This window comes from Rhizobiaceae bacterium, from assembly GCA_023953845.1.
GTDB lineage: Bacteria > Pseudomonadota > Alphaproteobacteria > Rhizobiales > Rhizobiaceae > Arvimicrobium.
Genome location: JAMLJC010000001.1, coordinates 3,157,947 through 3,179,308, shown reverse-complemented (window position 1 = coordinate 3,179,308; position 21,362 = coordinate 3,157,947). Strand labels below are relative to the sequence as shown.

Sequence of the window (21,362 nt, the reverse complement as noted above, 5' to 3'; positions counted from 1 at the left end):
CGGTCACTCACGCGGAGCCGGCGATCGTCGAGCAGCCGGTGCCCCAAGCAAATCCCGCCAAGCCAAAGACAGCGCGGAAGGACCTTCCGCTATCGGGTTTCGACGCAGAACTCGAAAATCTCATCTCGAACAAGAAGAATGAGTGGGAAGAGGATACCGCGTCTGACGTTCGGGTGCTGGTGGGGATTTTTCGCGGCATCCTCGATGAGCATGGGGTGACTCACTCCGGCGAGATCACCCAAGAGCACGTCGCCGCAGCCTGTTGTTTCGACAACATGCAGGTCCGAGCTCACAGATTGCGCCGCTACTCACTTCGGAGCAGCGTTATCCCATTCGCGGTCTCGGTGTGGACCTCCCTATTGGGCAGCCTACGATGCGATAGATGCCCAGCGTTGCCGGGGATCAGTCTGCGAAGTTGGTTGTCTGCAAGAAAGCGATCGCTTCGGGTACAAAAGCGCTACCTTTGCCGGACTGCACGAGACGGTCCAGCGTATCCCCTACCCCGGCTGCAACCATGTCTGCGGCGCCGAGATACTCCGCCAACTGCCGGTAGTAGAAAAGGTCCTTGGCTGCATTCGCGATCGTGAATTTCAGCTGCCCCGTTTCACCATCCGTCACGTACGGCATGAGACGTTCGAGCGCGACGCCGCCGCCGCCACCTTTGGCCAGACATTCGACCAGCGCATTCATCGAGACCCCGCCCTTGCTCGCACAGGCGATCGCCTCGGCAACCAACATCACGGAGCCCAGAGAGACGTAGTTGTGCAGCAGCTTCAACTGATGGCCGGCACCGACGCCGCCCGCCTGGAAGATGTTCTCAGCGAAGGCCGAGAGAAGCGGCATCACCGACTGCACCACTTCTGGTTCTCCGCCTACCAGAAGATTGAGCCGTCCTTCCTCCGCTTCTTTCGGGGTTCGGGTCATGGCCGCATCCACGAACGACGCACCCTTCTCCGCCACTGCGGCAGCGAGTTTGACAGTCGAGGTCGGGTTCGCGGTCGAGCAGTCGACGACGACCATTCCCGGGCGCAGCAGCCGGAGCACGTCGCCTGACCCCAGCAGGACATCCTCGACCTGAGGCGTGCCGCTGACGCACAGTAATATGATGTCAGAGCCGGCCGCCAACTCTTGTGCCGTTTCAAAGGAGCGCGTCCCGGCGGCATCGAGATCGTCCGTCGGCTGATTTCCGGGATGCCGCAGATAGCCGAAGCTCCAACCTTTGCCGACGATGTTCCTGGCGATCCCATGGCCCATCAGGCCTATGCCGATCATCCCAATACGCTGCGCCATATATCTTGTCCCGTTGTGAGAGGGTCTGGCCCGGCAGTCCGGCCGGAAGCGGATCAAGCCAGACGCCGATGCTTGTCTGCACTCGTCATGCGAATGCGATGAACTTCTCGGCGATTTTGTCGTCCATGTCGTGGCCACCCAGCAGAAAGAGCTTTGCCACTATCTGTCCTCGCGAAGATTGTCAGGCGGTACGAATAGCGACCGATGTCACGCTGCTCATCTGGCCGATGCGCTCGGCCAACGTCTGCGACAATTGTCGTTCAGGTTCGAAGACCCGAAGCTCGATGCTCTCAGTCTCGGCTGCCGCCGAGACCGAGTTGAGCCGGATGCCCATGCGACGGACCTGATCGAGCGTTCGGCACAGCACGTCGAACAGATCGGCGCCGCGGATGTCAAAGCACAGTTCGGCAGGCAAGGCAGCCGGCCGGTTGGAACGCGCGTCTTCCTCCATGCGCCTCACTCGAACGGGCGGCGCAGGTGCCAGTCGGTCGCGCTCTGGAAACCGATGCCGGCGTTGACCAGCAGGTCCTCGCGGACGTGCTTGCCAACGAGTTGCAACGAGATCGGTACATTCGCGGAGGAGAAGCCCGCGGGCAGCACGATGGTCGGGTTGCCCGCCAGATCGAACGGGGCGGTGTAGCGGATCATTTGCAGCAGCACGTCGTCATCGGCGCCGAACGCTTCGAGTTCTGGCAGGGTCGGAGTGGGCGTCGTCATGGTCGGGATCAGCATCAGGTCGACATCCTCGAATGCTGCCGCCAGTTGGCCGGAGAATTCGAGGCGGTCGACCCATGCCTTTGCGACTGTCTCGCCGGAGACGGTACGGCCATGTTCGATCAGGCCAGCCATGCCCGAGTGGTAGTCTTGAGCGCGGGAGGGGTAGGTTTCGGCGTGCACCTTGGCGGTTTCCGATCCACAGATGTGGAACCAGCCGCGCAGCGCCTCGTAGGGCGAAGGAAACGAGACGGGGCGGATGCGCGCGCCGAGAGATGCGAGGACCGAACGTGCTGCCTCGACCGCTGCGACAACTTCCGGATGAGTGCGCGTCGACACGAAGCTTTCGTCAAAACCGATGCGCAGGCCGCTCAGGCCTCGTTTCGCGGCCTCGCGATAGTTGGGCACGTCGGCGCGAAGCGCTGTCGGATCGCGATCGTCCGGACCAGCGATCGCCTGCAGGATGAGGGCTGCATCCGCGGCGCTGCGGGCGAACGGGCCGACATGGTCGAGCGAATGCGAGAGCGTAAAACAGCCGTAGCGGCTGACCCGCCCCCAGGTCGGCTTGATACCTGTCACGTTATTGCATGCCGACGGGAAGCGGATAGAGCCGCCCGTGTCGGTCGAAAGTGCTCCGTAGGTCAGGCCAGCGGCAGTCGCGACCCCGGACCCGTTCGACGATGTGCCGGCCCAATAATCCTCGTTCCACGGGTTCAGCGGCACGGGGAAGATCGGATGGTTATTGGTGTAGGCGCCTTCGGTCAATGTCAACTTGCCGAGCAGGATCGCGCCGGCGGCATAGAGCCGCTTAACGACTGTCGCGTCATATTGGGGAACATGATCCTTGTAGATGCTCATGCCCGCGGTGGTCACTGCATCGCGGGTGGCGAAGAGATCCTTCACGGCGAGCGGCACGCCGTGAAGAGGCCCGCGCCACAGGCCACGTGAGAGTTCGTCTTCCGCGATCCGCGCGCGGGCCAGAGCCTGCTCGCGCATGACGGTGATGTAGGAGTGCAGGCGACCGTCATGCACTTCGATGCGGTCGAGCATGGTGCGGACTATCTCGACGGGCGAAATCTCGCCTGTCCGTATCGCTTCGGAGAGCTGTTCAATCGACCAGTAATGCAGTGCGCTCATGCCTTCCCCTCGCTTGGTCGAACTCTCCGGGCTCGACGGCCTTTTCATTAATTTCATTACAGTCTGCCCAAAGCAATAAAATAATTTGACAACTTTGATGACGGCCTCTTACGCTTGGGTATGGTTTGAACGAGCGGCCGCAGCAGACGGACTTCGGCAAGACGCCGAAAGCTCGCCGTTTCAGCCAATCCAGGTGACCGTCAGAGAGGACAGAAATTCATGCTAGGACTGCGGATAGGTATCAAATCGGCGGTGACCGCGCTTGCACTCTTGTCGAGTGTCGCGCTGTCGTCCGCAAAGGACACGCTGACGCTCGGGCTTCCGATCGAGCCGACCGGGCTTGACCCGACGATCTCCGCACCCGTCGCCATTCGCGAGGTGACATGGGGCAACGTCTACGAGGGTCTCGTCACGATCGACAAGGACGGCAAGATCAAGCCGCTGCTCGCAACCGAATGGACGGTCTCCGACGACGGCCTTACCTACACGTTCAAGCTTCGCCCGGACGTCAAGTTCCACAACGGCACGGCCTTCGATTCCTCGATCGTGAAATTCTCGCTCGACCGCGCTCGGGCTCCCGATTCCACAAATGCGCAGAAGCAGTTCTTCGAGCCGATCGAGAACGTTGAAACGCCCGATCCGCTTACCGCGGTCGTCAAGCTCAAGCAGCCGACGGGCCTGTTCGTCTATCATCTTGGATGGGGCGATGCGGTGATGATCGACCCCAAGACGGTCGAGACGAACAAGACGGAACCGGTCGGTACCGGACCCTTCAAGTTCAAGTCCTGGCAGCGTGGCAACCGCGTGGACCTGGTCAAGAACGAAGAGTACTGGGACAAGGGGGTGCCGAAGCTGTCAGCCGTGACGTTCCGCTTCATCGGCGACGCTCCCGCTCAGGCCGCGGCGCTGCGCGCCGGCGACATCGACGGCTTCCCGAACTTCACCGCACCGGAACTGTTCGGCGAGTTCGAGCAGGACGCACGCTTCAAGACCGTCATCGGCGCAACGCCCCGCAAACTTGTCGCTGGATTTAACAACTCCAAGGCGCCGCTGGACAATGTGAAAGTGCGCCAGGCGATGATGAGCGCTATCGACCGCCAGGCCGTAATCGAGGGCGCGTTCTCCGGTTACGGCGTCCCCATAGGCAGCCATTTCGCGCCGACCGATCCGGGCTATATCGACCTCACCGGCACCTGGCCCTACGACCCGGAAAAGGCGAAGCAGATGCTGACGGAAGCAGGTTATCCCGACGGGTTCACCGTCAGCATGAAGTGCCCGCAGATGAGCTACACGACGCGCGCCTGCGAAGTCTTGCAGGCTCTGCTTGGCGAAGTCGGCATCACCATGAACATCGAGGCGAGCGAGTTCCCCGCCAAGTGGATCGACGACGTCTTCATCAAGCACAATTTCGACATGACAATCGTCGACCACGCGGAGCCAATGGACATCGATATCTATTCGCGTCCCACCTACTACTTCCAGTACAAGAACGACGCGTTCAACGACCTCATCGCCAAGGCTTCCGTCAACGCCGACGAGGCGCAGCGCAGCGCACTCTACGGCGATGCGCAGAAAATCCTCGCCGAGGAAGTGCCGGCTCTCTACCTCTTCGACCTGCCGCGTCTTAATATCTGGGACGCCAAGGTCCAGGGCCTCTGGGAGAACGAGCCGATCTCCCAGGTCTACGTTCGTGACGCCTACTGGGCCGAATAGCCGGCAGGTCTACCGTGTCCGCGCGTGGGGCCACGCGCGGACATTCCATTTCATGCGAAGCTGCTGCCAGCCCCGGAACCGCTTCTGATGCCAGCCATATTGCTGCGACGGCTCGGTTCATTCGGGCTTACCTTGATCGTCGCGTCATTGCTCGTCTTCGCCAGCATGGATCTGCTTCCCGGCAACGCCGCGGCGATCCTGCTCGGAACCGCCGCGCGGCCCGACACCATCGCCGCGCTCGAAACGCAACTGGGCCTCGATCAGCCCGCCTATGTCCGCTATTTCACCTGGATCACCGGCGCGTTCACCGGCGATCTCGGCCAGTCGGCATCCTATGGTGTGCCGGTCGGCGGCCTGATCGCCGAGCGGCTGGTCGTCACCATGCCGCTGGCGGCGATGGCGCTGGCCATTGCGGTGGCGATCGGCGTGCCGCTCGGCGTGGCGGCTGCCGCGCGCTGGCGGCAGGGGCCGGACCGGGCGGCGTCGCTGTTCTCCCAGGTCGGCATCGCGGTGCCGGATTTCTGGTTCGGCCTGCTCCTGATCCTGGTGTTCTCGACATCGCTCAACTGGTTCTCGGCCGGCGGATTTCCTGGGTGGTCAGCCCCCCTCGCCGCGCTGAAATCGCTGCTTCTGCCGGCAATCGCCCTGGCGCTGCCGCAGGCGGCGATCCTCACCCGCGTGACGCGCGCGGCGGTGCTCGATGTCTCCGGCGAGGATTTCATCCGGACCGCTCAGGCCAAGGGCCTTGGCGAAGGCCGTATCCTCTGGCGGCACGCCGTGCGCAACGCGCTCGTGCCTATCGTGACCATCATCGGTCTGCAGTTCTCGTTCCTGATCGCCGGCGCGGTTCTCGTCGAGAACGTGTTCAACCTGCCCGGTATAGGGCGGCTCGCCTATCAGGCCCTGTCGCAGCGCGATCTCGTCGTCATCCGCAGCGTCGCCATGTTCTTCGCCGGTCTCGTCATCCTGGTGAATTTCCTCGTAGACCTCTCTTATCTCTGGCTTGACCCCAGACTGCGGGGGCGGCGATGAGTGCCCTGGCCGACGTTCCGGCGCGCCCGTGGTTCGGAGGGCATGTCCGGCTCGTGCTGGGCGCAGCGATCACCGCCGCCGTGGTGGCGATGGCGCTCCTGTCGCTGGTGTGGACGCCTTTTCCAGCGACGCGCATGCGGATCGCCATGAAGCTGAAGCCACCGCTGGAGGCTGGCATTGCAGGCACCGATGCGCTCGGGCGGGACATCTTCTCGCAACTCATGCTCGGCGCCTGGAATTCGCTGTCGATCGCCATCCTCGCCGTCCTGTTCGGCATGATCGTTGGCGTTGCACTCGGCACTGCGGCGGCGGCACGGCGCGGCTTCGTCGAAGAGGCCATCATGCGTTTCGCGGACGTGGTCTTCGCGTTTCCCGCGCTGATTTCGGCGATCATGATCGCCGCGCTGATCGGTTCGGGTGCGAAGACGGCGATCATCGCGATTGCCCTGTTCAATGTGCCGGTCTTCATCCGCGTTTCGCGCGGGCTGGCCCAAAGGGTCTGGGCGAACGACTTCTGCCTCGCCGCTCAGGCCGCGGGCAAAGGCGGCTTCCGCATCACCGTCGATCATATCCTGCCCAACATCGCCGGCGGCGTGGCGATCCAGGCAACGATACAAGTCGGGCTCGCCATTCTGGTCGAGGCCGGTCTGAGCTTCCTCGGCCTCAGTCTCGCACCGCCTGCTCCCTCCTGGGGGCGCATGCTGTCCGACGCGCAGACCTATCTTAGCCAGGCGCCGTGGATGGCGATCGCGCCGGGCCTCACCGTAGCAGTCGCGGTACTCGGCTTCAATCTCCTGGGCGACGGGTTGCGAGATAGATTCGATCCGCGAACGGCAGGTGGCGCATGAACCTCACGGTTGCGCTCGATTCCATCAAGCTCTCGAAATGGCCGGGTACGGGCCAGTCGCTGGTGGAGGACATTTCGTTTTCGCTACCGCAGGGCTCGACGCTCGGCATCGTCGGCGAATCAGGGTCGGGCAAGTCGCTCACCACGCTGGCGATCATGGGATTGCTGCCGCGCGGGCTGAAGGCGAGCGGCCGCATCGATCTCGGCGGGACCGATCTGCTGCGGCTTCCCCCTGCTGCGATGCGCACGGTGCGCGGTGCGAAGATCGGCATGATCTTCCAGGAACCGATGACCGCGCTGAACCCCGCGATGCGCATCGGCGACCAGATCGCCGAAGGAATCATGGCCCACAAGGCCATCTCCTACACCGCTGCCCGAAACGAGGCGCTGAAACTCCTGGACCGGGTGCGAATGCCCGAGGCGCAGCGGCGCATCGACAGCTTCCCGCATGAACTCTCGGGCGGTCAGCGGCAGCGCGTCGGCATCGCCATCGCCGTAAGCCCCGGCCCGTCGATCCTTATCGCCGATGAGCCGACGACCGCGCTCGACGTGACCGTACAGGCTGAGGTTCTGGCGCTGCTCGGCGACCTGATCACCGATCTGAAGATGTCGCTGCTGATGATCAGCCACGATCTCGGCGTCATCGCCAGCATCTGCGAGCGCACGATGGTAATGCGCTCCGGCAGGCATGTCGAAGACGGCGAAACGGAACGCGTGCTGCGCAATCCCGGTCAGGACTACACGCGCCGGCTGATCGCCGCCATACCGCGCAGGGACCAGGACTCCGCAGATGGCCTCGGAGAACGCCCCGGTGAGCCGCCGGTGCTGGAGGTCAGGAATCTCGAGCGCGAGTACCGCTCGCTGTCGGGGCATGTGCTGACCAAGGCGGTCGACGGCGTCAGCTTCAAAGTCGAGAAGGGCACGATTTTCGGCATTGTCGGCGAGAGCGGCTGCGGCAAGTCCACGCTATCGCGTATCGTCATGGGTCTCGACCGGCCGACCAGCGGCGAGGTGCTGTTCGAAGGCACAGGCTTGTTCGAGAAGTCGGCGCGCGACCTGCGGTTGGCGCGGCGCGGCTTCCAGATGGTGTTCCAGGATCCGCAGGGCTCGCTCGATCCACGCCAGCGCGTCGACCAGATCATCACCGAACCGCTCTACCTCGATCCGAACGCACCGCGCGGCGCGGCACGCGCGGCATTGGTGGCGGAAGCGCTTGCAAGCGTCGGCCTGGAGCCCGACGACGCAAAAAAATATCCGCACCAGTTCTCGGGCGGACAGCGCCAGCGCATCGCGATTGCGCGGGCTTTGATCTGCCGGCCAAAACTGGTGGTCGCCGACGAACCGGTGTCGGCGCTCGATCTGTCAGTGCAGGCGCAGGTGCTCGACCTGATCCGCGAATTGCGCGACCGGCAGGGCATCGCCTTCCTGTTTATCAGCCACAGCCTCGCCGTAGTGGAATCCATCTCGGACAGGGTGGGCGTCATGAACAAGGGCCGCTTCGTCGAAACCGGCAGCGCCCGCGAGGTGTTCCGTAACCCGCAGGCTCCGTACACGCGCAGGCTCATCGATGCCGAGCCGCGCATAGACCAGCCGCGCCGCTACGGGCTGCGGCCCGAACCTCAAGCCTGACAGCCGACAGAGGAGAACGAGATGCAGAAAACGGTAGACGGAGAGCCGACCGACCAGTTCATCCGCCGTCACATGGCTGGCGACTTTCTCCTCTGGTCCCCGAACATACAGGGCGAGGCGTTCCTCAACTGGGACCGCATCTGGGCAACGCGCACCATCGCGAAGGGCACGCCTAAGCCGCTCGCCGTCGCCGAAACGCCGCTCGACATCACTTTCGAGAGCAAGGGCAAATCGCTCAGCATCGACGATCTGATGCGGTGGGAGTTCGTCAGCGGCCTGCTGATCGTCAAAGACGGAGAGATCAAACTGGAGCGCTATGCGCAGGGTTTGAATCCGGAACGCTGCTGGCAGTCGTCATCCATGGTTAAGTCGCTTGCGGCTATCCTGATCGGCGCGGCGGTACAGGACGGCGCGATCAAGTCGGTTCACCAGCCGATCACCGACTACCTGCCGGAGTTCAAGGGTTCCGCCTATGACGGCGTCACCATCGAAGACCTGCTGCACATGGCGTCGGGCGTCGAATGGGTCGAGAACACCGACGATCTCAAGACGGACGTCGCCGAGCACTACATCAAGGTGATCGCGGCGCGTAAACCAGACTACATCCTGAATTACCTGAAGACACGCCCGCGCGCGAACCCGCGCGGCACGCAGTTCTACTACAACACCGGCGACACCTTCCTGCTCAGCCATATCCTCAGTCGCGCGACAGGCAAGAACGTCTCCGAATACTGCTCGGAGAAGCTTTGGGCGCCGATGGGTTTCGAGCAGGACGGCTTCTTCATCCTCGATTCCGACGACGGGCACGAAGTCGTCGGCAGTTGCTGCGGCGCCTCCCTGCGCGACTATGCGCGCTGGGGCCTGTTCATGCTCAACGACGGCGTCATCGACGGCAAGCGCGTCGTGCCGGAGGGCTGGGTCAAGGCTTCGACCAGCCCGACCGCGCCGAACTTCGCCTTCGATTTCGGCGGCGAGCGCGGCGTCGCCGGCGGCGCCGATTCGGCCTACAAGGGCTACGGCTATCTGTGGTGGGTGCGGGAAGGCGGCGACTACCAGGCGCTCGGCAGCTACGGCCAGTGGATCTACGTCAGCCCGAAGAACAACACGGTCGCGGTCATCCTCGGAGCCGTGCCGCGGCATGTCTACATGACGCCCGAAGAAGTGGCGTTGCACCGCGATTCATCCCACTGTGGTTCTGAAATGCGCCTCGATTTCATCAAGGCGGCGATGAAGGCGCTGGCGTAAGGGAGCTGAGACATGACAGCACAGACAAACCCGGCTGGGTTGCGACGGACGCTCGACGGCTCGCACCGGCAGATGTTCATTGGGGGACAATGGGTCGATGCGCTTTCCGGCGAGACTTTCGAGACGCGGAACCCGGCAACCGGAGCAGTGCTTGCGACGGTGCCAGCTGCCGCAAAAGCCGATATCGACCGTGCGGTAGCCGCTGCCAGAACCGCATTCGAGGGACCCTGGAGCAGGTTCAAGCCTTATGAACGGCAGGTGCTGCTCCTGAAGATCGCGGATCTCTTCGACAAGCACTGGGACGAGATCAGCCTGTCCGACACGCTCGACATGGGCATGCCGATCGTCCGCACGCGCGCGAACCGCAATCGTGTCGTCGGCATGCTGCGCTTCTATGCAGGCATGGCGACGTCGATCCACGGCGAGACGATCGAAAACTCGCTGCCGGGTGAGATCGTCTCCTACACGCGCAAGGAGCCGGTCGGCGTCGTCGGCGCGATCATCCCCTGGAATGCTCCGACGGCCGCATCGATCTGGAAGATCGGACCGGCGCTGGCTACCGGCTGCACTGTCGTCCTGAAACCGTCCGAAGAAGCTCCGCTGACGCCGCTGCTCATCGCCGAACTGATGACGGAGGCAGGCGTGCCGGACGGCGTGGTGAATGTCGTGACGGGTGCCGGGCGTGAGGCGGGCGCACCTCTGGCAGAGCATCCGGATGTCGACAAGATCGTCTTCACCGGATCGACGGCGACCGGCCAGAGCATCGTCCGGGCATCCGCCGGGAACCTGAAACGCGTCTCGGTGGAACTTGGCGGCAAATCACCGGTCATCGTCTGCGCCGATGCCGATCTGGAACGGGCCGTTCCGGTCGCGGCCATGTCGGTCTTCGCCAATTCCGGACAGATCTGCATCGCCGGCTCGCGGCTTTTCGTGGCGCGGTCGATCCATGACGAGTTCGTCGAGCGGCTCGGCCGCTTCGCCGCTGCCTTGCGGATCGGCAACGGCATCGATCCCCAGACGGAAATCGGTCCGCTGATTTCGCAGCGCCAGCTGGAAAAGGTGACCGGCTTTATGAATTCGGGGCCTACAGAAGGCGCACGTCTGGTCGTCGGCGGCGAACGGCTGCAGGATGGCGCGTTCCTCGACGGCCATTTTGTCGCTCCCACCGTCTTCGCCGATGTGACCGACAAGATGACCATCGCGCGCGAAGAAATCTTCGGGCCGGTCATTTCCGCGATGCCGTTCGACACGCTGGAAGAGGTCGTGAGACGCGCCAACGACACGCCGTATGGTCTCGCAGCCGGCGTCATGACCCGCGACCTGGCGACCGCGCATCGGCTGTCGGCGAGCCTGAAAGCGGGCTCGGTCTGGATCAACACCTATCACGCCATCGACCCAGCCATGCCGTTTGGCGGCTATAAGATGAGCGGATACGGCCGCGAGGGCGGTATCGAGCACTTGCACGAATATCTCAATACGAAGGGCGTATTCATCCGCACGGATTGAGCGCTCCGCGGTATTTCTGTGTTTAGACAAAGCTGAATCGCGAGCCGGGGTTGCGCAAGATGCTCATGTCGGGCGATGCATCCGGTCTTGTGAAGGAAAGTAGCTTGAGACCTGGATGGCCCGCGCCAAAGATATGACATCCGAAACCACCCGCGACGTCGGTCTGTTCGGAACGGATCGGCCCGGCGGTCTGCATGAGCGCGTCTACCGCAGCCTGCTCCACGCGATCGTATCCGGCCGATTTGCGAAGGGCGCGAAACTGCCGTCGGAGCCGGAACTCGCGACGACATACGGCGTGTCGAGGCCCGTCGTGCGCCAGGCGCTCGACAAAATCCGAAGCGACGGCCTGATCGAGTCCATGCGTGGTTCCGGCAGCTATGTAGCCGGTCTCGATCATCTTGTTACTTCAGCCAGAAGCGTGCTGGTCAACTCGCCGGTTCACGCCAAGGCGATGCTGGACGACCTTGAGTTTCGCCTGATCTTCGAACCGCAGGCGGCCTATTTCGCCGCCAAGCGGCGCAGCCCCGACGATCTTGCAAAAATGACTGCCGCCTTGTGTCAGCTAGAAGACGCTTTCGCGTCAGGCCATATCAGCCATCACTACGACTATCTTTTCCACGATGCGATCGCCATTTCCACCACGAACCCAAGGTTCGTAGAGGCCGCACGCGCGGTCGAGTTTTCGCAAGACGACGAACGTCTTTTGATGCGGCAACTCGTGCACTTCCAGCCTGGAGCACAAGGCACTGAGGTCATTCGCGAACACGCGCTGGTACTGGATCTGATACGGCAGCGGGACGCCGGCGCAGCGCGCGATGCAATGGCGCATCACATATCGTCCAGCCGGCAACGACTGACTGACTTTCTCAAAAAGATGAATTGGGAAGGCTCCGCCCAACTTGAGCATACAGGATAACAAAGACCAGACTGCGCCTCGCCCGTCCTGCCATTTCATTGCTCGATCCAGATATCAGGCCGCAGCAGATAGCTTTTAAATCTTTCGACGTATTGGCGTCATTTCGGACCGATGGAGCGTCCTGTCGTCAGATCACGAAGTCGAAGTGCGATCGGCGATAGCGCCTCGACCGGCGCCTTATCACCCTGTCATGCGGATGCTCCCGGGGTCGTAGAGTGGTGCATCCAGAGCACGCGCTGCAAACCTGCGCCCTGCAATCTCGATCTCGTATTGATGCGGCGTCGACACGCCATCGCGTCTGCTGAGCATCGCAAAGGCAATCAATGTGCCGACCGTATGCCCATAGGCTGCCGAAGAAACCATGCCGACATATGTTCCATTCAGAAACACCGGCTCGTCCCCATAAAGCCATTCGTCTTCGGTATCGACTGCGAGTTGCACCAGTTGGCGCGTTGATGCGCCGTGGGACTGGGAGCGTACGGCAGCAGCGCCAATAAAATCCTTCTTGCCGCTGAGCGTGAACGCGAGCCCCGCTTCATGCGGCGTGACGTCTGCGACGACATCGCGCCCCCACGAACGGTAGCCCTTTTCCATGCGCAGGGAGCCCAAGGCATTATATCCCGCGCATCTAAGCCCGAGATCGGCCCCTTCGTCCCAGATGCGTGCGACAACCGACAGGGCAACTTCAGGTGGGATATAGAGTTCCCAGCCGAGTTCGCCGGCATAGGAAATTCTGGATGCCAGCACCCGCGCGCCGCCGATCGAGACCATCCGAGCTGTTCTGAAAGGAAAGGCCGCGTTCGACATTTCCTCGTCGCAGACGCGCGACAGAAGCTCCCGTGATCTCGGCCCCATGACACCGAGGACACCGTAGCTGGACGTCAAGTCCGTAACCGTCGCCCGCAGCGCTGGGTCGATCGCCTGCCTTATCCAATGCATGTCGCGTGTCGCCTGCCCCGCGCCGGTGACGATCAGAAATTCCTGTTCACCGCGCCGGATGACCGTCAGGTCGGACTCGATGCCGCCGCGATCATTGAGCATGGTCGTGTAGACGACGCGGCCGACCGGGACATCCATGTTGCTGGCGAAAATGTTCTGGGCGGCTTCAAGTGCGTCCGCGCCTGACAGCAGAAACTTGGCGAAGGAAGAAAGGTCGAAAAGCGCGACGGCTTCGCGCGCAGCCTTGTGCTCCATGGACGAGCAATCCAGCCACCACGGGCGACCGAACGGGTTCTCCTGAACAGGTTCAGCATCGCCAAACCACAGAGGCCGCTCCCAGCCCATCAGAGAACCGAATTGCGCCCCACGCTCCGCCATGAAGGCGTGGAAGGGCGAGAGACGTTGCGGTCTGCCGGTCGCATAATCCTTTCCCGGCGTCGGAACGGCCATGTGCCTGCCGACGATCTCGGTCACGCGCACGCCCAGCCATCTGGTGTTGTTGTGAATATCGCCGAAACGGCGGATATCGTAGCGGGTCATGTCGACGCTCGGCCCGCCGTCGACGATCCACTCGCTGATCATCCTGCCCATGCCCGCCGACATCGCCACGCCGCCGGAGTTGAATCCCGCGAGCACGTAGAACGAGCGCAGCTCCGGCGCCTCGCCGACAAGCAGATTGCCATCCGGGGTAAAACTCTCCGGGCCGTTCATCAGGTAGCGGATTTCCGCCGTTTCGATCGCAGGTACGCGCTGCATCGCATTCTGCATGTAAGGTCCGACGTGGTCCCAGTCCTCCTCCAGCCGACCGAACGAGAATTCCTCGGGGATCTTTTCGAGCGGCAACGACTTTGCGCCGGGCTCGAAACAACCGACCAGCAGGCCACCGAGGTCTTCCCGCATGTAGACGTTGCCATCGGGATCGTTGAGGATGGGAAGGTTACGGTGGATGCCCTCGATGGGCTTGGTCAGCATGTAGAAATGTTCAGTCGCATGCAGCGGGACATTCACGCCCGCCATTTCTCCGATACGTCGCGACCATAGACCTGCGCAATTGACCACCGTCTCGCATTTGATCGTACCGTGGCTGGTCACCACACCGGCAACCACGCCCTTGTTTTGCTCGATTCCCAGGACGGCGCAGTTTTCGATGATCGTGACGCCGCGGGACCGCGCACCCTTTGCGTAGGCCTGGACAAGGCCCGTCGGGTCCAACCGCCCGCTTCCGGGTTCCCAGACCGCGCCCTTGAGGTCGTCCACGGTCGCTAGCGGCCATATCTCCTTGACGCGTTCGTTGCTGATGACTTCGGCAGCCCCGCCGAGCGCGTTGAAGGTTGAAACGGAGCGCTTGTAGTCCTCGAAGCGGGCCCGCGTCCGTGCGACCTTGATGTAGCCGCAGTTGCGCCAGCCTACGGACTGACCGGTTTCCTCTTCGAGCTGCGCATAGAGTTGGGCGCCATAGCGCACGAGTCCGATCAGCCCCGTAGGCTTCATCAGCGGTATGTCGCCGGCGGAATGCCAGGTCGTACCGGAGCTCAGAAGCCCCTTCTCCAAAAGCACGATGTCCGTCATTCCGCGTTTACTCAGGTGATAGGCGACACTCGTGCCGGCCGCACCGCCGCCGATGATGACTACGCGTGCCGACGATGGAGCGGTCGGCGGCCGCGAGAGATGCGTGGCGGTACTCTCGGGTGAGGAAGCGACCGTCATTCAAGGCTCCGTTACTTTAATGATTTTTGTATACATAAAACGTTGGATGCAGATATTGACGATCCCCAAACGGGTGTCAAGCGGTTATCCGCTGCCGTCTGATGCGAGATATGGCCCGGACATGGGTGGGTAGCTGCTCCGCCGGGGGATCGGCTCAGGCCTGAGGCTGAGCATTCCTGGTAGGAGCGCGTGGTCCTTCGTTCGCAGTGCCGGGGGAGGTTGATCGGCCATACCGTCCGGTCGCATATCGTGCTTCCAGCTTGCGAAGCACCCAGGAGGCCGCGAGACTCAGCACCAGAAAGATCAGGCCGACCAGTGTAAATGGCTCCGTGTACCGGAACGTCTCTGAACCGATCAGCTTTGCCGTTTGCAGGAGCTCGATGATCGCGACGGCGGACAGGAGCGGCGTCTCCTTGAACAGGAAGATCAGATAATTGCCGAGCATCGGAATGATGGGACGGATCGCCTGGGGCAGGACGATCATGAAGAAGGTCTGCCGGCGACGCAGGCCGAGAGAATGTGCGGCTTCCCTTTGGCCCTTGGGTACAGCAGAAAGACCGGCACGATACGTGTCACACATGTAGCAGGCGTAGTGGATTGACAGCGTCAGAATGCCGACAAGCAACGCCGGAAGGGTCAGCCCGATGGCCGGCAGCGAGAAGTAGAGCAGATAAAGCTGGATCAGGATCGGCGTTCCGCGGATGAAATCCACCAGCGCGCGGGCGGGCCATCGGGCGATTGCGCGAGGCGCGTCGCACAGCACGGCGAAGACGATGCCCAGCACCGCGGCCACAGCAAACGACGCAAGCGTCGTGATCAGCGTCCACATCGTGCCCTGGAGAAGGCGGGGCAGGATCTCAAGAGCAAACGCGCTGTTCCAGTCGAGGCCGCTCATGGCTTCACCGCGCCGGGACGCCGCCACGTACCCAGATACCCGTCGAGAAGGCTGGAACTTCCCGCGACCAGCTTCGTCATCAGGTAGTAGATGATCAGCACGGTGCCGAAAATAGGCACGATCTGCATGGAAAGCTGGTTCAACTGGTAGGCGCGGTAGGTAAGGTCGGGGATCGTGATCAAGGAGACGAGCGAAGTCGCCTTGACCAATTGCACGAAAAGCACGCCGAGCGGCTTGATAAGAAAGACGCTCGCTTGCGGAAACACTACGTATCGCAGCGTGGGCAGGCGGCGCAGTCCCAGGGATGACGCCGCCTCCCATTGGCTCTTGTCGATCGCGACAATGGCCCCGCGCACGATGACTGCACCATACGCGCCATAGTTCAACGAGATCGCCGTGACGGCGACAGTGTGCTCGCTGAGGACGATCCCGAACTGGGGAAGCACGAAGTACATCCAGAACAGCTGGACGACGAGCGACGTGCCCCGGAACAACTCGACATAAACAGTGAGCAGAAAGCGGACAAGGCTCCCGCCAAGGGCGGTCGCGGTGCCCACGACGACGGCAATCACCAGACTGCAGACGATAGACCTGGCGGCAATGTCGAGCGTCGTGGCCGCACCGGACAGAATGAGCAGGAAGCTATCCGGATTCATGGCACGCTGCCTGGCTCGGCAAGCCTCCTACTGGCAAAGCTCCGCGGTCTTCTTGTTCGGAATATCGTCCTTGGTCAGCCCATAGGATGTGAGAACGTCAACAAAATCCGGCTCGCCCATCACCTCGGCCAGCGCCTTGTTGAACGCCTCCAGCAAATCCGCGTCATCCTTGCGCATGGCGAAGGCGTCGTAGCCGCGCGCGGGCTTGCCATTGACGACCGGGTCAGGGAACCCTTCGACAAGCGCCACCGAACTCATGCCTTCCATACCGATCAACCGCCTCGCCGCGAGCGCGCTGATGGCAAATACATCGGCGCGACCGGACGTGACGGCAGCAACACTGCCAGTCATATCGGGGTAACTCTGGATTCTCGCTTCCGGGACGCCGAGCGTCTTCAGATTGTTCGCCTGGACGGCCCCGGCCATCACGGCGATCTGGACCTCGCCGCTGACCAGATCGTCATAGCTCTTGATCTGTTTCGGGTTGCCGCTGGCGACGATAAGTCCCTGGCCGACCGAATAGGCCGGTTCAGAGAATGCCACCTCCGCACAGCGCGTCGGATTGACGAACATGGCCAACACCATATCGAACCGGCCCGCCTTCAATCCCGGGATCAGCGAGCTGAATTCCGTGAGCACGCCGTCCATCTGGGGGATTCCCATACGCTCGACGACCCGACGAGCGATATCGGCATCGACGCCGGTAAGCTGGCCCTTGTCGTCCGCGTAGGCGTAAGGCACCTGGTTCGGGAAACCGACACGTATGAAGCCGGCTGCCTTGACCTTTTCCAACGTCGTTTCGGCAGTCGCGTGGCCTATGCCTGCCGACACAATTGCAATTCCGAGCGCGATACGCTTGAGGATGCTCCACATTGTGATCGTTCCCTTGTTGTGAATTTTTCACATTTTTGTATACAAGAGACGACCTGTCAAGCCGATATGATACGCCGCGCACCATCGCACAGATCATGATATTCTAAGAATATCACAATCTATGAGATTTATTAATCGCGCTCAGGAGAGTATTGTTCTCAGGAAGACCCAGGATGCATCAACCATATCCTCGATCATCTTCTTCGCTTTCCGGCTGTCTCCCGATCTGATGGCATCGACAACCGCCTTATGTCCTTGGACGGACGCCTCCATCATCTCAGGCCTCTGCAAATAAGCGAGAAAACGGTATCTGTAGGATTGCTTTCCGATTGCTATGATCAATCTCAGAAGCGTCTTATTGTGCGCTGCGGCATGCACTTTCGCAGAAAGGGCCAGATTCAGGCGAAAGAAGTTACGAGGATTGAGGGTGGCAACCGCACTCTCCAGTTCATTCAGCGCATGAACGATGCCCTCAAGATCTTCTTTCGTGCGCCTTTGCGCCGCGAGTTCGGCGGCAAGGGCTTCGAGTGAGCGCCGGCAAGTGTAGACGTCGTCCAGGCCCTCGAGACTCATTTGCGTAACCCAGACGCCGCGCCGCGACTCCCAAACAGCAAGGCCTTCATGCTCGAGCGATCGAAGCGCTTCGCGAACAAGATGCCTGTGCACGTTATAGCGCTGAGAAATACTTTCTTCCGGAAGATGAGAGCCCGGCGGGATTTCACCAAAGACGATCTTGTCTTCGAGAAATTGGCCAATGTCGTCCACGACTATTGTCGGCTCATTCTTTCTAAATCTCTCGAAGAACGACTCGTCCTCCGATTTGAGAAGCGAATTCTTCAACGTTTTAATGTCCGCCACCGTTCCTGGCCTCCCAATTAACAACGAACCCACTGGCGCGCAAGCAATCGCGGCACCGCGAGAAGACCGCCGCTTGATCGTCGAAGCGATCGGACGAGAGCCGGCCTATTGACGAGCCACCGTTTTGCACTCAGTATACAAAGTGTGATCCAAATCCATGCTCTGGATGGCACTCGGGTTGAAGCCGGAGGACCACCAGTCGAGGTGCGCCAAAAACAACTGGCTGCCGATGGGAGAGAGAACGTCGACGCGGTTTCCAGAAGCCGCTTCGGTCACGAGCAGTCCTGATCGACCACCTAAGATAACCAATGGGGAACTGTATGTTCGGAACGATGTTTACACGCCGCGCGACCTTCATGGCAGGCGTATCGCTTATCGCCGCATCGATGCTCAACCTATCGCCGGTTTACGCGCAATCGACGCTGGAGGACGCACGCAAGCAGGGCTTCATCCGTGTGGGTTTCGCCAACGAAGCGCCCTTCGGTTATGCGACGCCCGAAGGTGTGCTGACAGGCGAGTCCCCGGAGATCGCGAAGATCATTCTCGCCCGGCTCGGGATTCCAAGCGTCGACGGTGTCCTGACGGAATTCGGCGCTCTTATACCCGGACTGAAAGCCCATCGCTTCGACATCATCGCCGCCGGCATGTTCATCACGCCCAAGCGCTGCCAGGAAGTCGCCTTCTCCGAGCCCTCCTACGGCATTGGCGAGGCGATGCTGGTGCAGACGGGCAATCCGAAGGGCGTCAAGGACTATTCTACTTTCGTCGAGAACGCCGATCTGAAGCTCGCGATCATGGCCGGCTCGATCAATGTGGACTACGCGGCGGCGGCAGGTGTGCCGGAGGCACAGCTCCTCGTCCTGCCGGACACGTCGAGCCTGATCGCGGCGGTACAGTCCGGGCGTGCCGACGCGGCTGGCCTCGCGGCGCTCTCGATCGCGGATATGGCGAAGAAAGCGGAAGGCGTCGAATCGACCGCGCCGTTCAGCGAGATCGCCGGCAAGCCGATCAAGGCGCATGGCGGCTTCGCCTTCCGCAAGGAGGATACGAGCCTCGTCGATGCGTTCAACGCCGAACTGAAGAATTTCATCGGAACGCCCGAGCACCTGAAGGTGGTTGAGCAGTTTGGACTGGACGAATCCTATCTTCCGCAGAAGACGACCGCCGAACTGTGCGGCGGGTGACGCGGAGCCCGGCACGCCTGGAACCGACCATCGCTTGTTCCAGCGAGTGAGATGATGGGAGTTCGTGCACTCATCGTCCTGCTGATGGTCACGCTTGTGACCATCAGCGCATTGGCTGCGCAGGAAAAGTACCAGCTTTTCTTTCCCGCGCTTCTCGCGGGAGCGCGATTGACGGCGGAAATAACCGTGCTGGGCTCCGCGCTGGCTGTGGGCATGGCCATCCTCTCCGCGCTCGCCAGAATGTATGGCGGCAGGCCGCTCAGTTGGATCGCGACGGCCTATGTCCAGCTGTTTCGCGGAACGTCCGCTCTGGTGCAGCTGTTCTGGCTTTTCTTCGTCCTGCCGCAGTTTGGCGTCTATCTCGATGCCTTTGCCGTGGCGGTCATAGCGCTCGGCCTGAATATCGGCGCCTATGGTTCCGAGGTCGTCCGTGGTGCGATTCTGGCGGTGCCTCGCGGTCAGTGGGAGGCTGCCACGGCGCTCAACATGGGCCGCCTCCAGATGTTGCGCAGGATCGTACTGCCGCAGGCGTTCATTGCCATGATTCCTCCCTGGGGCAACCTCTTCATCGAATTGCTGAAATCGACCGCCCTCGTTTCGCTGATCACCCTCGCCGATCTGGCCTTCAAGGCGCAGCAGCTCAATCAGGCGACCTTGCAGACATTGCCGATCTTCACGCTCGTGCTCCTCTTCTACCTTGCCATGGCGCTGGTGATCACCATCGGTATGCGCCTCCTGGAAGGCCGGTTTTCACGCGGACTTGCGCGCGGGAGGGTCAGCTAGATGTGGGATTGGAACTTCGCGCTCGAAATCCTCCCGAAGCTCGCGAGCGCGGCGCTGATCACCATCCAGGCAACGCTGATCGGCTTCGCCGTCGCGGCAACGCTCGGGCTGGCGCTTGCGCTTCTCAGGGTGGCCGCGCCGAAAAGCGGATTCGCGATCTCGCTCTTCGTGGAACTGGTGCGCTCAACGCCGCTGCTGATCCAGATTTTCTTCGTCTATTTCGTTTTTCCGAAGTTCGGCGTCGTGCTGGATGCGTTCGCCGCCGGGGTCTTGGCGATCGGCATCCATTACGCGGCATACTGCTCCGAGGTCTACCGGGCAGGCTTTGACAATGTGCCGCGTGGCCAGTGGGAAGCCTCGATCGCCCTCAATCTCTCGCCCTGGACGACGCTGAAGGACGTGATCATACCGCAGGCGATTCCGCCTGTCGTCCCTGCCCTGGGCAACTATCTCGTCGCCTTGTTCAAGGAAACGCCGCTCCTCTCTGCGATAGCCGTCCTGGAACTGATGCAGACGGCGAAGATCATAGGCTCCACGACATTCCGCTACAACGAGCCGATTACAATAGTCGGCGGCTTCTTCCTGATCATGAGCCTCTTCTCCGCGGCGCTGATACTCATGATCGAACGCCTCCTGAAGAGCAGATATCCGCAATGAGCTCGTCGGCCATGATCCGTTTTGAGAATGTTTCCAAGCGCTATGGCCCGCTGGCCGTCCTCGACGGGCTCGATCTCGAGATCTCGCGCGGCGAGAAGGTGTCGATCATCGGCCCTTCCGGTTCGGGAAAGACGACAGTGTTGCGCATGCTGATGACGTTGGAAACGATCAACGACGGCGTCATCTGGGTAGATGGTGAACCGCTTACCCATATGTATCGCGGCGGCGTGCTGGTCCCCGCAAACGCGGCGCATTTGCGACGGGTTCGCGCCAAGATCGGCATGGTATTCCAGTCGTTCAATCTGTTCCCTCACATGACTGCGCTCGGCAACTGCATCGAAGCGCCGATGACGGTGCTCGGCATGAAAAGAGCCGATGCACAGGCGCGCGCCGCCGAATTGCTCGACATGGTCGGCCTCGGTTCGAAAAGGGATCACTATCCGGCCCAGCTTTCGGGCGGACAGCAGCAGCGGGTAGCTATCGCACGGGCGCTCGCCATGCGACCGAAAATCATGCTGTTCGACGAAGTGACGTCCGCACTGGACCCCGAGCTTGTCGGCGAGGTTCTCGCGGTCATCAGAAGGATCGGCCGCGAGCACGAACTGACCATGGTGATGGTCACCCACCAGATGGGTTTTGCCCGGGAATTCTCGGATCGCGTTTGCTTCTTCTATGACGGCAAGATCTGTGAACAGGGTCCGCCGCAAGATCTGTTTGGCGCGCCGAAGAACGAGCGCACGCGCCAGTTTCTGAATGCGGTCCTCGAAGCGGGTTGATCGCT

Annotated in this window: 19 protein-coding genes; 11 read left to right on the top strand and 8 right to left on the bottom strand. The window is 61.7% G+C overall.

Annotated features, from left to right (window positions below):
* Positions 1-402: 402 nt before the first annotated feature.
* The 3 genes from M9955_15410 to M9955_15400 all read right to left on the bottom strand — a co-directional run bounded on the left by M9955_15410 (position 403) and on the right by M9955_15400 (position 3,141).
* Positions 403-1,290 (bottom strand): NAD(P)-dependent oxidoreductase, encoded by an 888-nt coding sequence (locus tag M9955_15410; GenBank protein ID MCO5083030.1) that lies wholly within the window; start codon positions 1,288-1,290, stop codon positions 403-405.
* A gap of 181 nt (positions 1,291-1,471) precedes the next feature.
* Complete coding sequence (locus M9955_15405) at positions 1,472-1,741, bottom strand: hypothetical protein (GenBank protein ID MCO5083029.1); 270 nt, start codon at positions 1,739-1,741, stop codon at positions 1,472-1,474.
* A gap of 5 nt (positions 1,742-1,746) precedes the next feature.
* The gene (locus M9955_15400) at positions 1,747-3,141 is read right to left on the bottom strand and encodes an amidase (protein MCO5083028.1); all 1,395 of its coding nucleotides are present in this window, start codon (positions 3,139-3,141) and stop codon (positions 1,747-1,749) included.
* Positions 3,142-3,360: 219 nt separating this feature from the next.
* On the opposite strand from M9955_15400, the gene M9955_15395 reads away from it, so the two are divergent.
* The 7 genes from M9955_15395 (at position 3,361) to M9955_15365 (ending at position 12,029) form a co-directional block, all read left to right on the top strand.
* Positions 3,361-4,854 carry an ABC transporter substrate-binding protein gene (locus M9955_15395; protein MCO5083027.1) on the top strand — a complete coding sequence of 498 codons (1,494 nt, stop codon included), beginning with the start codon at positions 3,361-3,363 and terminating at the stop codon, positions 4,852-4,854.
* An 87-nt stretch (positions 4,855-4,941) separates the two neighbouring features.
* Complete coding sequence (locus M9955_15390; GenBank protein ID MCO5083026.1) at positions 4,942-5,886, top strand: ABC transporter permease; 945 nt, start codon at positions 4,942-4,944, stop codon at positions 5,884-5,886.
* Entirely contained in the window at positions 5,883-6,734 is an 852-nt protein-coding gene (locus tag M9955_15385) for an ABC transporter permease (protein MCO5083025.1), read from the top strand. Before M9955_15390 ends, M9955_15385 begins: the two co-directional genes overlap by 4 nt.
* Positions 6,731-8,362 (top strand): ABC transporter ATP-binding protein, encoded by a 1,632-nt coding sequence (locus M9955_15380; GenBank protein ID MCO5083024.1) that lies wholly within the window; start codon positions 6,731-6,733, stop codon positions 8,360-8,362. The genes M9955_15385 and M9955_15380 overlap by 4 nt, the downstream gene beginning before the upstream one ends.
* A gap of 21 nt (positions 8,363-8,383) precedes the next feature.
* Positions 8,384-9,607 (top strand): beta-lactamase family protein, encoded by a 1,224-nt coding sequence (locus M9955_15375; protein MCO5083023.1) that lies wholly within the window; start codon positions 8,384-8,386, stop codon positions 9,605-9,607.
* Positions 9,608-9,619: 12 nt separating this feature from the next.
* Positions 9,620-11,113, top strand: coding sequence for an aldehyde dehydrogenase family protein (locus M9955_15370; GenBank protein MCO5083022.1), 1,494 nt, complete (start codon positions 9,620-9,622; stop codon positions 11,111-11,113).
* A 115-nt stretch (positions 11,114-11,228) separates the two neighbouring features.
* Complete coding sequence (locus tag M9955_15365; protein ID MCO5083021.1) at positions 11,229-12,029, top strand: FadR family transcriptional regulator; 801 nt, start codon at positions 11,229-11,231, stop codon at positions 12,027-12,029.
* A 180-nt stretch (positions 12,030-12,209) separates the two neighbouring features.
* Here M9955_15365 and M9955_15360 read toward each other — a convergent pair whose 3' ends face one another.
* The 5 genes from M9955_15360 to M9955_15340 form a co-directional block, all read right to left on the bottom strand.
* Positions 12,210-14,675 (bottom strand): FAD-dependent oxidoreductase, encoded by a 2,466-nt coding sequence (locus M9955_15360; GenBank protein MCO5083020.1) that lies wholly within the window; start codon positions 14,673-14,675, stop codon positions 12,210-12,212.
* Positions 14,676-14,829: 154 nt separating this feature from the next.
* Entirely contained in the window at positions 14,830-15,570 is a 741-nt protein-coding gene (ehuD, locus tag M9955_15355; GenBank protein MCO5083019.1) for an ectoine/hydroxyectoine ABC transporter permease subunit EhuD, read from the bottom strand.
* A complete protein-coding gene (locus tag M9955_15350; protein ID MCO5083018.1) occupies positions 15,567-16,226 on the bottom strand; it encodes an amino acid ABC transporter permease in 660 nt (219 codons plus the stop codon). Before M9955_15350 ends, ehuD (M9955_15355) begins: the two co-directional genes overlap by 4 nt.
* A 27-nt stretch (positions 16,227-16,253) precedes the next feature.
* On the bottom strand, positions 16,254-17,099 hold the full coding sequence (gene ehuB / locus M9955_15345; GenBank protein ID MCO5083017.1) for an ectoine/hydroxyectoine ABC transporter substrate-binding protein EhuB: 846 nt from the start codon (positions 17,097-17,099) through the stop codon (positions 16,254-16,256).
* 141 nt (positions 17,100-17,240) lie between these two features.
* Positions 17,241-17,957: a GntR family transcriptional regulator gene (locus M9955_15340; GenBank protein MCO5083016.1), complete on the bottom strand. Its 717-nt coding sequence runs from the start codon at positions 17,955-17,957 to the stop codon at positions 17,241-17,243.
* A gap of 332 nt (positions 17,958-18,289) precedes the next feature.
* Between M9955_15340 and ehuB (M9955_15335) the strand changes: the two genes are divergently transcribed.
* The 4 genes from ehuB (M9955_15335) to ehuA are packed head-to-tail and all read left to right on the top strand — an operon-like array spanning position 18,290 to position 21,357.
* Positions 18,290-19,141 (top strand): ectoine/hydroxyectoine ABC transporter substrate-binding protein EhuB, encoded by an 852-nt coding sequence (gene ehuB, locus M9955_15335; GenBank protein ID MCO5083015.1) that lies wholly within the window; start codon positions 18,290-18,292, stop codon positions 19,139-19,141.
* A 54-nt stretch (positions 19,142-19,195) separates the two neighbouring features.
* Positions 19,196-19,924: an ectoine/hydroxyectoine ABC transporter permease subunit EhuC gene (gene ehuC, locus M9955_15330; protein ID MCO5083014.1), complete on the top strand. Its 729-nt coding sequence runs from the start codon at positions 19,196-19,198 to the stop codon at positions 19,922-19,924.
* Positions 19,925-20,581: an ectoine/hydroxyectoine ABC transporter permease subunit EhuD gene (gene ehuD / locus M9955_15325; protein ID MCO5083013.1), complete on the top strand. Its 657-nt coding sequence runs from the start codon at positions 19,925-19,927 to the stop codon at positions 20,579-20,581.
* Positions 20,582-20,592: 11 nt separating this feature from the next.
* Positions 20,593-21,357, top strand: a complete 765-nt coding sequence (gene ehuA / locus M9955_15320) for an ectoine/hydroxyectoine ABC transporter ATP-binding protein EhuA (protein MCO5083012.1) — start codon at positions 20,593-20,595, stop codon at positions 21,355-21,357.
* Positions 21,358-21,362: the final 5 nt, after the last annotated feature.

Bases quoted from the DNA above. Each gene is read 5' to 3' on its own strand.
- ehuA (MCO5083012.1), top strand. From the start codon at position 20,593: ATGATCCGTTTTGAGAATGTTTCCAAGCGCTATGGCCCGCTGGCCGTC.
- M9955_15385 (MCO5083025.1), top strand. From the start codon at position 5,883: ATGAGTGCCCTGGCCGACGTTCCGGCGCGCCCGTGGTTCGGAGGGCAT.
- M9955_15405 (MCO5083029.1), bottom strand. From the start codon at position 1,741: ATGGAGGAAGACGCGCGTTCCAACCGGCCGGCTGCCTTGCCTGCCGAA.
- M9955_15400 (MCO5083028.1), bottom strand. From the start codon at position 3,141: ATGAGCGCACTGCATTACTGGTCGATTGAACAGCTCTCCGAAGCGATA.
- ehuD (MCO5083019.1), bottom strand. From the start codon at position 15,570: ATGAGCGGCCTCGACTGGAACAGCGCGTTTGCTCTTGAGATCCTGCCC.
- M9955_15350 (MCO5083018.1), bottom strand. From the start codon at position 16,226: ATGAATCCGGATAGCTTCCTGCTCATTCTGTCCGGTGCGGCCACGACG.
- M9955_15365 (MCO5083021.1), top strand. From the start codon at position 11,229: ATGGCCCGCGCCAAAGATATGACATCCGAAACCACCCGCGACGTCGGT.
- M9955_15375 (MCO5083023.1), top strand. From the start codon at position 8,384: ATGCAGAAAACGGTAGACGGAGAGCCGACCGACCAGTTCATCCGCCGT.
- M9955_15360 (MCO5083020.1), bottom strand. From the start codon at position 14,675: ATGACGGTCGCTTCCTCACCCGAGAGTACCGCCACGCATCTCTCGCGG.
- ehuC (MCO5083014.1), top strand. From the start codon at position 19,196: ATGGGAGTTCGTGCACTCATCGTCCTGCTGATGGTCACGCTTGTGACC.
- M9955_15390 (MCO5083026.1), top strand. From the start codon at position 4,942: ATGCCAGCCATATTGCTGCGACGGCTCGGTTCATTCGGGCTTACCTTG.
- ehuB (MCO5083015.1), top strand. From the start codon at position 18,290: ATGTTTACACGCCGCGCGACCTTCATGGCAGGCGTATCGCTTATCGCC.
- ehuB (MCO5083017.1), bottom strand. From the start codon at position 17,099: ATGTGGAGCATCCTCAAGCGTATCGCGCTCGGAATTGCAATTGTGTCG.
- M9955_15370 (MCO5083022.1), top strand. From the start codon at position 9,620: ATGACAGCACAGACAAACCCGGCTGGGTTGCGACGGACGCTCGACGGC.
- M9955_15395 (MCO5083027.1), top strand. From the start codon at position 3,361: ATGCTAGGACTGCGGATAGGTATCAAATCGGCGGTGACCGCGCTTGCA.
- ehuD (MCO5083013.1), top strand. From the start codon at position 19,925: ATGTGGGATTGGAACTTCGCGCTCGAAATCCTCCCGAAGCTCGCGAGC.
- M9955_15380 (MCO5083024.1), top strand. From the start codon at position 6,731: ATGAACCTCACGGTTGCGCTCGATTCCATCAAGCTCTCGAAATGGCCG.
- M9955_15410 (MCO5083030.1), bottom strand. From the start codon at position 1,290: ATGGCGCAGCGTATTGGGATGATCGGCATAGGCCTGATGGGCCATGGG.